Annotated in this window: 15 protein-coding genes and 1 tRNA gene; 8 read left to right on the top strand and 8 right to left on the bottom strand. The window is 60.9% G+C overall.

Annotated elements, in window-relative coordinates; genetic code table 11:
* Window positions 1–3: 3 nt before the first annotated feature.
* From GO986_RS01530 to GO986_RS01510, 5 genes are all read right to left on the bottom strand, one after another.
* Window positions 4–375 carry a hypothetical protein gene (locus tag GO986_RS01530; RefSeq protein ID WP_157457473.1) on the bottom strand — a complete coding sequence of 124 codons (372 nt, stop codon included), beginning with the start codon at window positions 373–375 and terminating at the stop codon, window positions 4–6.
* A gap of 107 nt (window positions 376–482) precedes the next feature.
* Window positions 483–791: a YciI family protein gene (locus tag GO986_RS01525; RefSeq protein WP_157457472.1), complete on the bottom strand. Its 309-nt coding sequence runs from the start codon at window positions 789–791 to the stop codon at window positions 483–485.
* A 4-nt stretch (window positions 792–795) separates the two neighbouring features.
* On the bottom strand, window positions 796–1,977 hold the full coding sequence (locus GO986_RS01520; RefSeq protein ID WP_157457471.1) for a thiolase family protein: 1,182 nt from the start codon (window positions 1,975–1,977) through the stop codon (window positions 796–798).
* 33 nt (window positions 1,978–2,010) lie between these two features.
* Window positions 2,011–2,292 carry a nucleoside triphosphate pyrophosphohydrolase gene (locus tag GO986_RS01515; protein ID WP_157457470.1) on the bottom strand — a complete coding sequence of 94 codons (282 nt, stop codon included), beginning with the start codon at window positions 2,290–2,292 and terminating at the stop codon, window positions 2,011–2,013.
* Between the two features lie 9 nt (window positions 2,293–2,301).
* Entirely contained in the window at window positions 2,302–2,466 is a 165-nt protein-coding gene (locus GO986_RS01510; RefSeq protein ID WP_157457469.1) for a hypothetical protein, read from the bottom strand.
* A gap of 642 nt (window positions 2,467–3,108) precedes the next feature.
* Here GO986_RS01510 and ffh point away from each other — a divergent pair.
* Both ffh and GO986_RS01500 read left to right on the top strand, forming a co-directional pair.
* Window positions 3,109–4,449, top strand: a complete 1,341-nt coding sequence (gene ffh, locus GO986_RS01505; RefSeq protein WP_157457468.1) for a signal recognition particle protein — start codon at window positions 3,109–3,111, stop codon at window positions 4,447–4,449.
* A 79-nt stretch (window positions 4,450–4,528) separates the two neighbouring features.
* Window positions 4,529–4,604, top strand: a tRNA-Lys gene (locus tag GO986_RS01500).
* Window positions 4,605–4,996: 392 nt separating this feature from the next.
* Here GO986_RS01500 and GO986_RS01495 read toward each other — a convergent pair.
* Entirely contained in the window at window positions 4,997–6,307 is a 1,311-nt protein-coding gene (locus tag GO986_RS01495; protein ID WP_157457467.1) for a tyrosine-type recombinase/integrase, read from the bottom strand.
* A 372-nt stretch (window positions 6,308–6,679) separates the two neighbouring features.
* On the opposite strand from GO986_RS01495, the gene GO986_RS01490 reads away from it, so the two are divergent.
* The 3 genes from GO986_RS01490 (at window position 6,680) to GO986_RS01480 (ending at window position 8,176) form a co-directional block, all read left to right on the top strand.
* Window positions 6,680–7,057: a type II toxin-antitoxin system death-on-curing family toxin gene (locus tag GO986_RS01490; protein ID WP_198170349.1), complete on the top strand. Its 378-nt coding sequence runs from the start codon at window positions 6,680–6,682 to the stop codon at window positions 7,055–7,057.
* Window positions 7,058–7,239: 182 nt separating this feature from the next.
* Window positions 7,240–7,680, top strand: a complete 441-nt coding sequence (locus GO986_RS01485; protein WP_157457465.1) for a hypothetical protein — start codon at window positions 7,240–7,242, stop codon at window positions 7,678–7,680.
* Window positions 7,681–7,864: 184 nt separating this feature from the next.
* Window positions 7,865–8,176, top strand: coding sequence for a hypothetical protein (locus GO986_RS01480; protein ID WP_157457464.1), 312 nt, complete (start codon window positions 7,865–7,867; stop codon window positions 8,174–8,176).
* Between the two features lie 318 nt (window positions 8,177–8,494).
* Here the strand turns inward: GO986_RS01480 and GO986_RS01475 are convergent, their stop codons facing one another.
* Complete coding sequence (locus GO986_RS01475) at window positions 8,495–9,190, bottom strand: DUF817 family protein (RefSeq protein WP_232337344.1); 696 nt, start codon at window positions 9,188–9,190, stop codon at window positions 8,495–8,497.
* 89 nt (window positions 9,191–9,279) lie between these two features.
* On the opposite strand from GO986_RS01475, the gene GO986_RS01470 reads away from it, so the two are divergent.
* Complete coding sequence (locus tag GO986_RS01470) at window positions 9,280–10,182, top strand: endo alpha-1,4 polygalactosaminidase (protein WP_157457463.1); 903 nt, start codon at window positions 9,280–9,282, stop codon at window positions 10,180–10,182.
* Window positions 10,183–10,194: 12 nt separating this feature from the next.
* On the opposite strand, the gene GO986_RS22770 is transcribed toward GO986_RS01470, so the two are convergent.
* Complete coding sequence (locus tag GO986_RS22770; protein WP_232337343.1) at window positions 10,195–10,671, bottom strand: hypothetical protein; 477 nt, start codon at window positions 10,669–10,671, stop codon at window positions 10,195–10,197.
* Window positions 10,672–10,884: 213 nt separating this feature from the next.
* Between GO986_RS22770 and GO986_RS01460 the strand changes: the two genes are divergently transcribed.
* Window positions 10,885–11,628, top strand: a complete 744-nt coding sequence (locus GO986_RS01460) for a hypothetical protein (protein ID WP_157457462.1) — start codon at window positions 10,885–10,887, stop codon at window positions 11,626–11,628.
* A gap of 34 nt (window positions 11,629–11,662) precedes the next feature.
* Complete coding sequence (locus GO986_RS01455; RefSeq protein WP_157457461.1) at window positions 11,663–12,448, top strand: hypothetical protein; 786 nt, start codon at window positions 11,663–11,665, stop codon at window positions 12,446–12,448.
* The last annotated feature ends 80 nt before the right edge of the window (window positions 12,449–12,528 follow it).

Genomic DNA, 12,528 nt, shown 5'->3' with positions numbered 1-12,528 from the left:
TTGCTAATGGGGAAGCCCCAGAAAAGCCGCCAGCTTGAACGGCCCGTTCGGTCCGCTGGCCACACAAACCACACCTGCCTGATCCAATTCGATCAGAGAGACCGAGCGTGCTGCGTTCTGACGGGCCGATTTGAGACAGCGGTGAACTTGGGCTGCGCTGACCCAGCGCCCGGTCGCGGCCTGTACAAAGCGGACCAGCACAGACAGCTCGGCCGCAGCTGGGACGGGGCCAGACACGCCCACCTCTGCCCACTGAATTTTTCCCTGTCCATCCACGCCAAACCTCAGCGGATTCTTGAGGGACGGCACTGCTACATGGTGTTCGGTGAAGGTGAGTCCCAACTCCGTCTGGATTTTCTGGCGGCCCAGCAGCACACACCCGCCTGGCTGACAGATGGCTGTCTGTAGCGGGGGCGTGGCCGTGCCGAGAAACCCGGCCTTGCCTTCCACACCGCCCAGCATTAAGGCCAGGGCCAGCGCCTTCATTCCACCAGCGGGACGCCCTCAAGGTCCACGGCGCGGCTGCGCTTGACGGGCGTAAACGCCGTGTAGCGGTAGCGCGCACAGCCTTTTTGCACGAAGGGGTCACCGTCGAAGATATCCACCAATTCCTGCAGGGTCTCCGCCTGGGCCAGCAGCACGCCGCCGGTGCGGTCCACCTTGCGGCCACTGGTCAGAAACAGGCCCGTACGGTAGTGCTGATCCAGCCACTCGCGGTGGGCGGGGGTCACGGCGGCGAGTTCTTCACCCATCTTCAGATATGTGCTTTCGATCATCCACAGGATTGCCATGCGCCTAGCCTACCCGTTTCACAGCCAGGGCCAGGCCATTGCCGCCGCCCATGCACAGGGTCGCCACGCCCGTCTCCTTGTCCTGCTGCTTCAGAGCGTGCAGCAACGTGACCAGAATGCGCGCGCCGCTGGCGCCAATGGGGTGACCCAGCGCCACCGCGCCGCCGTTCACGTTCACGCGGGCCGGGTCCAGGCCCAGTTCACGGCTGACCGCGAGGCTCTGCACACTGAAGGCCTCGTTCAGTTCCCACAGGTCAATGTCGCTGGCCGTCATCCCCAGCTTCTCCAGCAGCTTCTGAGTGGCAGGAACTGGGGTCATCATGACCCACTCGGGAGCCAGGCCACCTGTGGCGTAGCCGGTAATTTCGGCCAGAACAGGGAGGCCGTGGGCCTGGGCCACCTCTTCAGAGACCACCAGCAGACTGGCGGCCCCGTCGTTGAGGCCGGGCGCATTGCCCGCCGTCACCGAGCCGTCTTTCTTGAAAGCGGGCTTCAGGCGGCCCAGGGTCTCGGGGCTGGTATCAGCGCGGGGGCCTTCATCGGTGTCCACCGTCACGTCGCCCTTACGGCCCTGTACCGTCACCGGCACAATCTCATCCGTGAAACGCCCGCCCTGCTGCGCGGCGACAGCTTTCTGGTGGCTGGCCGTCGCATAGGCGTCCTGCTCCTCGCGGCCGATACTGTATTTCTCGGCCACGCGCTCGCCGGTCAGGCCCATCCCCTCGTCGTTGATGGAACACCACAGGCCGTCATGGGTGTTGGCATCCAGTACCTGCGCGTGCCCCAGGCGGTAGCCCTTGCGAGCGCCGGGCAGGAGGTGAGGCGAGTTGCTCATGGATTCCATGCCGCCTGCCAGAACGGCCCGCTGGTCGCCGGCTCGAATGCTCTGGGCGGCCAGAATGACCGCCTTAAGTCCGCTGCCACACACCTTGTTGATCGTCAGCGCACCGACCTCATGGGTCAGGCCCGCGCGCAGGGCGGCCTGGCGGGCCGGGTTCTGTCCACTACCCGCCTGCACGACCTGGCCCAGAATGACTTCCTCAACCAGTTCGGCGCTGAGTCCCGCACGCTTCAGAGTCTCGCGCAGGGTGATGGCCCCCAGTTCGACAGCCGGCACATCGGCCAGGGCGCCCAGAAACTTCCCAGTGGGCGTGCGGCTGGCCGCCACAATCACAGCTTTGGTCATGTGCGCAGTTTAGCGTGCCTTGCCTAACGAGCGTTAGATTGCCGTCCACCACAGGCGGCGAGTGAAGGCACCACGCGCCTCTGCTTTCTGGCGCCGCAGGGTGTTCAACCCAGCTTCGTCCACGCCATCTAGCTTGGCTAATGCCAGTACGACTTCCAGCACATCGGCCAGTTCTTCGGTTTCGCCGCTCTCTAGACACTCCGCAACTTCTTCCTGCAACTTCTCGCGCAGAGCGGCGCGAAAAGCCGCGTCACCCAGAGGTGTGGCCTGCCCGCCGGACAGTTCGGGGATACGGTCGCGCACGAGTTTGGGCATGACTGCACGCTAGCGGATGGTCAACAGTTGCGAGGGGCAGGTGAGGTTGAGTTCCTGCTCGTCAGCAAACACGCGTGTCATTCGGACGGTGACGGTGTAGTCGCCTGGGGGCAGGGGCAACCAGCGGCTGAACTGGTCGAGGGGAAATTCAACTGAAGACGGTCCCAGTGACATGGGCCAAGTGGACAGGCCTGACCGAACTCCATAAGGGAAATCAGGCCAGATGTGTACCAGCGTACGGCCTCGCCGCGTGCGTTGTGAATGACGGCGTTCAGTGGCCGCTCCCCAGAAAAGAGTGGCACTGATCGCCGCGTTTCGTTGTGCAGGGTGACGGCAAGGGTCAGCGTCTGGCCCACTTGCGCTGTTCTCGGCACACGCACTTCAGCGCGCAGCGGCCCTGTCTGCACCTGCGAAACCGGAGAGGCCGGGGCGCGCGTCACTTCAAAACCAGTGGTGGGCGACTCAAGACCAGCCAGGCGCAAAGCAGCCCGCAGCTGCGGCTCGGTGGCCGTATCCCAAACCAGACACCACACTGACCTCGTAGGTGCGCCCAAAGTCACAGACCCGCCACCCCACGCCCCGAAACTCAAAAGGCAGCGGCCTAAAGGCTTTAGCATACCTCTGCCCCTGCGCCTCCTGCTGCTGATAGGTAGCCGTCCACACTGCCCGCTCTTGCGCTTCCTAGTCGGGCAACGTGTGCAAGCACTCAGCCCCAGCAGAGCCAACCCTCCCCCCACCTTTTTCCGCATGCTCCGCACCCGACTGGACGCGGCGGCAACACCTTTGCCTGTTTGCCCTGCGTGGTAGCCTCTCAACATGTTTGAGTCCCTGGGCAACAAGTTGCAGGACATTCTGGACCGGGTGGGCAAAGAGCGCCAGCTGACCGAGGCGCAGGTGAAAGCCGCCATGCGCGAGATCCGGATGGCCCTGCTGGAAGCCGATGTGAACTTCAGCGTGGCCAAGGATTTTGTGGCCAAGGTCAGCGAGAAGGCTGTAGGCCAGGAAGTCATGGGCAGCCTGAATGCCGGGCAGACGGTCGTGAAGTTGGTGCACGACGAGCTGATTGAAACCCTAGGGGGCAAGGCGGCGCAGCCCGAGCTGAAAACCGAGGGCAACGTGTGGTTCATGGTGGGCCTGCAGGGGGCCGGCAAGACGACCAGTACGGGCAAATTAGCCGCCCACTACAAGAGTAAGGGCCGGCGCGTGCTGCTGGTGGCGGCCGACACCCAGCGCCCGGCGGCGCGTGACCAGTTGGAAGTGCTGGCCCGGCAGGTAGGGGTGCCGATTCTGAAGGTGGCCGACGGCGAGACCCCCACTGAAACCAAACGCCGGGTAGACGAGCACCTGAAAACCGATTTCCGCGATCTAGTGATTGTAGACACGGCCGGTCGCCTGCAAATTGATGAGGCCCTGATGGACCAGCTGGCCGACCTGCAAGCGGCCCTGCAGCCCACCGAATCCCTGCTGGTGGTGGACGCCATGACGGGTCAGGAAGCCCTAAACGTGGCCCAGACCTTCGATCAGCGCGTCACGGTGACAGGCCTGGTGGTCACGAAGATGGACGGCGACGCGCGCGGCGGAGCGGCCCTCTCGGCGCGCAGCGTGACGGGCAAACCTATTTACTTTGCAGGGACCAGCGAGAAGCTGACGGGGCTAGAACCCTTCTACCCCGACCGGGTCGCCGGGCGCATCCTGGGTATGGGCGATGTGCTGGGCCTCATCGAGCGCGCCCAGCAGGCCGACCTGAAGGCCATGGAGGTCAAGAAGCCGGGCGATTTCGACCTGGAAGACTTGCTGACCCAGCTGCGTCAGATTCGCAAGATGGGGCCGCTGGGCGACCTCCTGAAGCTGATTCCCGGCATGAGCCGCGCCCTGCCCGAAGGCTTCAATGTCGATGAGAAACAGATCCAGCGCATTGACGCCATGATCTCCAGCATGACCCTCAAAGAGCGGCGCAACCCCAAGTTGATTGACGGGCGCCGCCGCAAGCGCATTGCCGCAGGCAGTGGGCATACCGTCCAGGACATCAATAAGCTGCTGAAAATGCACGAGCAGATGAAGGACATGATGAAGATGCTGGGCCGCATGACGGGCCCAGGCGGCAAAGGCATGAAGCCGCCGCGTCTCCCCAACGTGCCCCCTAACCTCAAGCGCTAAGCGGGGCGTTGACAGGTCTGGCCGACCTCCGTATACTCACTGCCGCTGAAGAACGCGCCGGCCTGGCGCCCAGCGGTGTGGGACGTTAGCTCAATCGGTAGAGCAGCTGACTTTTAATCAGCGGGTTGTAGGTTCAAGTCCTACACGTCCCACCAGGAAACCCCCGTCTAGGACGGGGGTTCTGCTTTTGCCATGGCCCGCTGACATGGCCCATAGAGGCGCGCGTGGCCCAAATGTGGCCCATTTGATTTTGGGGGCCCTCTTCCCTCGCACACTTCTGGGGCAGCCCACCTTGCACAAAAAATACGCCAAAAAATAACCCAGCCCTCTACCCCCTAAAAATCTGGGGACTTTGGGGACGGAAGCCGGTTTATGTCGTTCATGACAGAAAAAAGGCGCGTCCCCACGGAAAAGAGGGTTGGGGACGCGGTTTCGAAAAACGCCGTGTGAGCCGCTATTTTCTTGCGTCCCCACTTTTGGGCTCCTCGGTCCCCACTTTGGGGACACAGCGTTCAGCGTGGAGCCAGCTCCACGAAAACCCTACGGCCTACCCCTTCCGGCGAGGCCCGGCCTTCCGGATTTTCCGGCGAAGCGGCAGCGCCCGCTCTCCGTCTCCTCTTTCGCCGGTCTGCGCCGCCGCAGACTTCACCTTCCCCTGCAGGTCGGCCAACCCGTAGACCATGCCGCGCATCTTGCCCGGTAGCGCGTGGGCGTAGATGTTGAGTGTGGTGCTGACCTGGGCGTGCCCCAGCAGCGCGGCCACACTCACTGGGTCTTCGCCCCTTGAGATGAGATACGTTCCCGTGCTGTGCCGCAGTGCGTGAGGAGACAGCAGTGGCACACCCGCCGCTTCGCAGGTCCGGCGCATGACCTGCCGCAGCACGTCTTGCCGCATGGGCCGCCCGTCCACAGATGGGAAGAGGGGGGCCGCATCTGCCGTGCCCTGGCCCTGGTAGCGCGTGGCCTGCGCCTCAATGCTGACCCTTCGCCGCAAGTCCTCGACGATGCCCAGTGCGTCCGGTGAAAGGTAGACCTGGCGCACGCCGGCCGCCGTCTTCGGACCACCTGTGTAATACGCCCCCTCAAACTCACTGCGGGTCTTCGAGATAGTCACCAATGGGGCGCCCGTATCATCCTGGCCCACATCCCCCCAGGTCAGGGCCAGCGCCTCCCCAATCCGCAGCCCTGTCAGGGCCAGGAAGGCGAGCGGCAGGGCGAAGCGGTCCTCCAGCGCCACTGGGATAAAGCGCCCCAGCTCTTCGGGCGTGAAGTGCTTGACCTTCGCCGCCATTTTCGCCCCACCCTTCGTGGGAGACAGAGGCCGGGCGTGGAGAGCTGGATTATCCCGCAGCAGCCCGTCTGCTATGGCGCGTTTGTAGGCCCCCAGCAGCAACACGTGAATTTGCCGCTGCCCGGAGTACCCCAGGGGCGGGCGCATTTTTTCGCCGTCGCCCGCCGGGCGCTTCTCACTCAGCAGTTCAAAGTACGCGCGCAGGCGCCGGGGATCTACGCCTGCCGCTTTCAGGTGGGCCAGGTGGGGCGCGACGTGCCGCGTATACAGGGCGTCATTATTCCAAGACGTGCGGTCTGCCCAGGTGGCCCGCTTCGCCCGCATGTATTCCGTGACCATCTCCCCCACCGTCAGGGTGTGCGACACGGGCCGCTGTCCGGCCTGGGCCTCCCTCTGTGCCGCAATCATGGCTTGCTGGGCTTCGGTTTTCGTGCGAGCCGTGCCGGTCAGGCGGTCTTTTGTGCCATCCGGGTACTGGACCCTCACACGCCATCGGAAACGCCCCGACGGCAACTCTTCAATGTTGCCTTTATGCCAGCCCTGCCCAGTCTTCCTGCCACCCATCATGCGCCCCAGGTTAAGCCCGTAAAGGTGGGTAGGTTGCCGGACGTGCCCGGAAGGTGTGCCTTACACTGGAGTCCTGACCAGCGAAGAGAAGACGGGCAGGAGGGGGGCAGAAATGAGCGAAACGAAACCCAGAGGTAACCCCGGCCAGGAGCTGCGCCAGTTCGTCTCTGCGAATGAGGCCCGGCGCGCCCGTGAGCATCCCCTTCCAGACCGCCTGAGAACAGATGAAGAGGTAAGGGCAGAGATGAAGGAAAGTGTGCGCCGCAACGCTGCCACCCTTCAGATTCTCTCGAAGCTTTGACTATGACTGGCCCGCTCTCAAACACGTATTTCTTTCGGTATAGAGGTGATGACTACCCCACGAAGAAGTATGTGCTTGAGCTGCACGATGACGTTCTAGAAGTCTCCGAAGGCCGCCCCGGCGTGGCCCACATCGGCGTGATTGAAAGCGCCGTGAACAAGCCTGTGACCTCAATCATGGGCGAAGACGCTTACCCCACCTTTTTTACGAAGGTGGCCGCCATTGGTTACACATTGGCCCATGACCATGGCTTTAGCGACGGCAACAAACGCACTGCCCTTCAGGTCATGCTGAATACCCTGGAAGAGAACGGGTTTTATCCTGACCCCAGTGAGCGCGAGAAAGTCACTGTGGCTGTGCTGGCCGCGATGGATATGCTTCAGGTGCCCGGGCTTCGTGTGGCGCTCATGCTGTGGTGTGGCATTGACCCGGCAGATAGAGAAGCCTGAGCACAGCCGCTGACGCGTGTCGCTAGCTTCACACGTTGGGCCTACGTTTTCGTGGAGCTGGCGATACGAGAAGATGAATGCGGTAAACCAGGCGCGGTCCTTCTTTCCTCCGCTTCCATCCTGAGCAGTGCCAGCCCTGCCCTGTCACCGTGGCGTCACCGCTGGGCCACCATCCTGGCGGCATGCCCCGTCTGATCCCACTTCTTCTCGCCGCCTGCTTCATGCTCGCCACAGCCGGCGCCAGTTCCCCTCTTGCCGCCCTCCAAGAGCAGCAGCTCTGTACCGGCGAAGGGGTGACGGTCTCCACCTCACTGCCGGTCTCTAATCTTTTCCTGCAGGGCGCGTCAGAGACCACCTGGGGCGTGGCTGACCGGCACCGCGACGCGCTCGACTTCTTTAATTCCACCTGCTCGGTGAGGACCCATCTGGTCATCGACGTGAGTAGGCGAGGCAAAGGGCTCGCGTACACCGTGCAGCTTCAGTTACTCAAGCAGCAAGACGTGATCTGGTCAGCCAGCACAAGGGGCATGGTCAGAAGTTTGGGTGATCTGGAGGGGCAACTCTCCGACCTGGTCGAGCTTGGCTTCCAGCAGCTCGTGACGGCCTGGCAGGCTTCGCATTAACCAAGTCAGCCCACACCGCTGACCTCGCTAAGCTGAGGGCATGTCTGAGCTGGACCATTACTGTTACCTCTGGGACGGTACCGCGCCGGAGTGGGTGATTGCGCATTCAGAGCGGAAATATCATTTCCCCTTCAGCCTGAGGACTGGTCAGGGGTTAGGCATCCTTGACGGTGACCCTGATCTCATGGACAACATTATTCAGCACATGCGGGAAGCGGGGCGCCCTGTGCTGGATTACCAGGACTGGAGTGTCTACAGCAGCACTGCACCAGATCTCCTCCGGTCTATCGACACCATTTCAAAGCAGGTCTGGAGGATTCGAACACACAGCACACGTGAACTTGGGGCGCGGGCCGTTGAGCTCACGGCACCGTTGACGGCTGTGCGGGCGCAACTTGAGGCGCCACACGCTGAAGAAGCCCTCTTGCAAGCCGCCCGCACCGTGTGGGCTGTCCGGCAGACCTTGCTGGCATTCATGCGCGCCCACCGCCTCTAAGAGACGCCTCTACAAGCCTGCCTGCTTGAGGAAGATGATCAAGAGCCCCAGATCCACCCAGAGCAGCAAGGTGCTGAGGCGGGTCACCCAATGATTTGGGCGAGGAAAAGAGCGTTGACGGCGGCGCTTCGTGGGCACAGGGGCGCCACTGTAGCACTGCACGGTTCACACCTGATGAATGCCAGAGCCTGCCTCTTCACCGGGGCTGGCTTGTGCCGTGTCACGCGAATTCAGCACACCGAGTGGACGGCGTGCTTCCCATGCTTTGAGGGCTGAGACCACCAGAAAGGCCGGCGTGGTCATGAGCCCCCAGGCCCACTATTTGGCCGGCGCCACCGGCTGCCACCCGCCCACTTGGTACGGGTAGACCCACGCCCCCAGCGCCGTCGCTAGATTCTCTGCCAGGTACACGAAGCCGCCGATCAATACGAAGGCCAGCAGCAGCGGCATCCGGTGGGCTTCGCCCGCCACAGTGAACGTGACGGCCGTGCGCCGGTACGCCAGCACCAGGGCGAGACTCACCCCCAGCCGGACCACCACACTGGGCGCCAGGAAGAAATGCAGGTATGTGACGGCGATCAGAGCGGCTTGAATGCGCAGTGGCGGCACGCCTTCCACCTGGAGCTGACAGCGGCGCCAGGCCTGGGCGACGTAGCTGCCGACACTGGCATACATGAACCCGGCATACAGAGGGACGTCCAGTACCTTGCTCCAGGCGTCTTCCGGGTAGGTCCAGCCGCCCCGCGCAACCTTGAAGGCTTCGAGCAGGAAGCCCAGGAGGTGAAAGAGCAGGATGACGCCAGCTTCCCGCACGGTCTCAAAGCGGATGGCCACCAGGACCAGCTGCACCAACAGGCAGCCGAGCAGCAGGAAATCGTACCGGGGCACGCCCCACTGGGCCAGGGGCAACGTGCGGGACAGCAGGAGTAAGGCGACCACGGCGAAGGCAAAGGTGCAGGCGGCGACTTGACTCAGCGTGAAGTGCCAGAGCGTGCGCCAGAGGGGGCGGGGCATGCGCGCAGCCTGTCTTGTCTCTAGCCGGGCGTCGTCAGGCAAAGGGCGGAGCTGAGCCTTCACAGCAGCGGGCGTGTACAACTGCACCCATGACCTTGAACCTTTCCCTGCGAACTGGGCGCGCCCTGATCCTTCTCTCTTTGCTGTCTGCAAGCAGTCCATCAGCAGTCCAGGCCTCCTGGTCACCGCCTCCTGTACAGGCGACATGGTCCTATAACATCGGCGGCTCGGAAGCACTGAACGCTGGAGTCACCCCAACGGGCCGCGTCATCAGCCTGGATCTGTACGCCGTGACCACTGCCACCATGACTCGCCTTCGCCGAGCTGGCAAATACCTGATCTGCTACTACAGCGCCGGCACAGCGGAAACGTTCCGCACCGACGCCGCTAGCCAGCGACTGCTGACCCCTGACCTCTTACTCGGTGAGGTGCAGCGTGGTCCAGACGACACCTGGCCGGGCGAGCGCTGGCTGGACCTGCGCGGCTTCACCACCACCGCCAGCGGCCGGGCAGCCATCATCCGTTCCGTGATGGAAGCACGCCTGGACCTGGCCCGGCAGAAGGGATGCCACGCCGTCGAGCCGGACAACGTAGATGCCTGGGCCAATGTCGTCAATCAGCGAGCCCGGCCGGGGACACCGGCCCATGCCGTCTCAGCCGCCGACCAGTTGGCTTATGCGCGCTGGACGGCAGCGGCGTCCCATGCGCGTGGGCTGGCAGTGCTGCTCAAGAACAATCTGGGTCAGGTGGCGGCGCTCCACGCCCTGTACGACGGGGCCATCAATGAGGACTGTTTCGACTTCGCCGGGGACTGTGAAGCGCTGGCACCGTTTCGAGATACCCAGAAGGCCGTCTACGTGGTGGCCTATCACCCAGCGGATTTCGCCACCGCCGCGCGGCAACGGCTGGCCGCCACGCTGTACCTCAATGTGATCTTGACGGACCCGGACGCCACGCGTACTGAGCCGTATCGCCGATTCGGCCGGTGGTAAAGGCTCAGGACCTTATTCCTGTTCACCCAACTGCTTGAGAGCAGCTTCAAGCTCATCGTGGAAGGCTTCATCCGCTCTGTATCGATCTGACCACACCGCGCTCAAGTGGACCGCTTCTTTGCCCTTGGCAATGGGGAGGCCTTCAAGCTGATGAAGCGCTTTGATGCTCTCGACTTTCCCGAATCCCGCTCGGCGAAGGAAAAACAGCACGTCCTCACGGGTGCCCCCTTTCGCTTGGAGAGCTCGGCTGGCGGCTAAGGCTGCCTCCCAGTCAGGCCCCGTTCCCAACCGCCGTTCAGCCGCATGGTCATAGGCCGTAAGCGCCGCTTCCCACGCTTGTTTCCCGTGACTGAAGAGCAAGCCGGTGAGGAAGGTCAGTTCCGCCCGAACAGCGGCCAGGCTGAGCCCTGTCGCTGTGTGAACTTCCCCCGCGCTCTTAGCCCCCTCACGGACCATGGCGCGGAGGATACGGGCCTGAACATCGGTCAATGGGGGAAGTGGAGCTGTGGACATGGCTGCATCATCGCTGCTCCAAGGGTGGCGCGGATGCAGAACGATGCCTGAAGATCGGGGAAGGTATTGGCGAGCGTGGGCGAAATGGCGGCAGATGGCGGTGAATGGCGGTAAAAAAGTCCCCGGCGGTGAGGCCGGGGCTAGAAGCAATTGGGCTAATTGAGAAAGGTCTGTTAATTTGGAATAGAGATGATCGTTCTTACCGTAGTAGAACTTCTCCCTACCTTCCCTACACAGATGCTACGTAATGATGTTCAGAGCCAAAGTGCCGACGGAAGTGAATCCTGGGGATTTATGCCGCAGGCAGAAACTCCGGGGGCTACGCGGGTGGGCTACCGCGCCCCTGTCGTTTATTGGACGCGAGTTAAGAGGACCTCTGAAGGATATTTTTTCGACGGTGGTCAACCAACTTGGGGCACACGTGAGCAGGATGAAGTCAGAATCATGAAGCTGTATCTCCCTCTGGATTTTACGCAGCTGCCGTTAATAGCGTTAGGCGTAAAAAAGCGGAAGGATCTTGAAAATGCACTTCTGCGCTACATAGAGGCCAACACTCCTGAAGCTCCTTCTCAAGCCATGTTTAGATTAGCGAATTACGATTTGTCTAAACTGGCTGCCAGCTACCCTACAGAGCGTTGGTCATGGGAGTTTGCCATGCATAGCGATCCTATACGCAAAGGCAAATTTTTCGGTACGAATATTGAGACGAGCAGTCTCTTCGGGTTTGTGCAAAGCGGTTCAAGCCCCAATGAAGTAGGGCTAATGCTGGATGCACAGGGCGCTACCCTCAAAGTGCGAATTTTGCGTCTGGGACGAGTGCAATTCACACAATTTACAGATGGACACCTAATTGCAGGCAACCATCCAGATATGGGAGACCCTTGGCCCAGGATTGTTCAAATTCTGCAAACTCTACAAGCCCATAGAGGGTAATATGTTCTCAACATAACGACCGAGGAGGCGGCCTGTGGACAAAAAATTGACGATCCTCTTGGTCCTTCTGGCCGCCTGCCTGACTGGCACAGTGGCCATGACCGTACCCGCAATTTCCTCTCGTGTGCCTGGATGGGTGCCAGTGGTGTCGGCGCTAGGCGTGGTATTAGTTGGCGGCCTTACCGGAACTTACGCCAGTGAAGAGCTTAAGAAGCTAGTTGGAAATTTCAAAGCGTGGCGAGAGAACAGTCCATTTGTCTACTCAATTCATGCCAGAACCAACGTTTCTGAGTCCATCGCCTCTCAGCAGATTTTTGAAAAGATAAAAAATATTTTGCGTCAGGAGAATATTTCCTATCGAAATATGTTCAGCAATGCGAATAGCGTTGTGATCGAGATTGACGATCCTCCTATTAGTATCATGGTACGTGTAACACCTGATAGCGAAGACTACGATGAATTTGAAGATAACGAGAGAACTAATGTAATTGAGATCAAGTCTTCTGCTCCTGAGCTGATTAGATATCGCGACCGTCGTGGTCAACGCGTTGTTAAGATACTCAACGTATTTTATGATATTGCCAAGGACTTAGGCGCGATGTCTTCAAGACCGTCTGAGGTATTTTTATTAATTAATAGAATTAGTGATATGGATGCAGCTAGGCAAGTTGTTAGTCCTGTGAACGTTATAGAGCGAACTGCTGGTGATGATTTACAGATTATTAGAGCTGAAAACGCAGTACAAATTTCTATAAAGAATAGGAATGGGATCTCAAATCTTATGAAGAGTGATCTGGCATATCTAAAGCCTGTGGCATAACTTCAAGAATCTCTTCGAAACGGTAGTAAGGTACTATCCAAGTAGCCCCTTATTATGGGGGCTTTCCCATTTCAGGAGAT

The organism is Deinococcus arboris (assembly GCF_009755355.1).
In the GTDB taxonomy this organism is placed as follows: domain Bacteria; phylum Deinococcota; class Deinococci; order Deinococcales; family Deinococcaceae; genus Deinococcus; species Deinococcus betulae.
The sequence above is the reverse complement of the archived record's forward strand: the minus strand, read 5'-3'. Positions and strand labels throughout refer to the sequence as shown.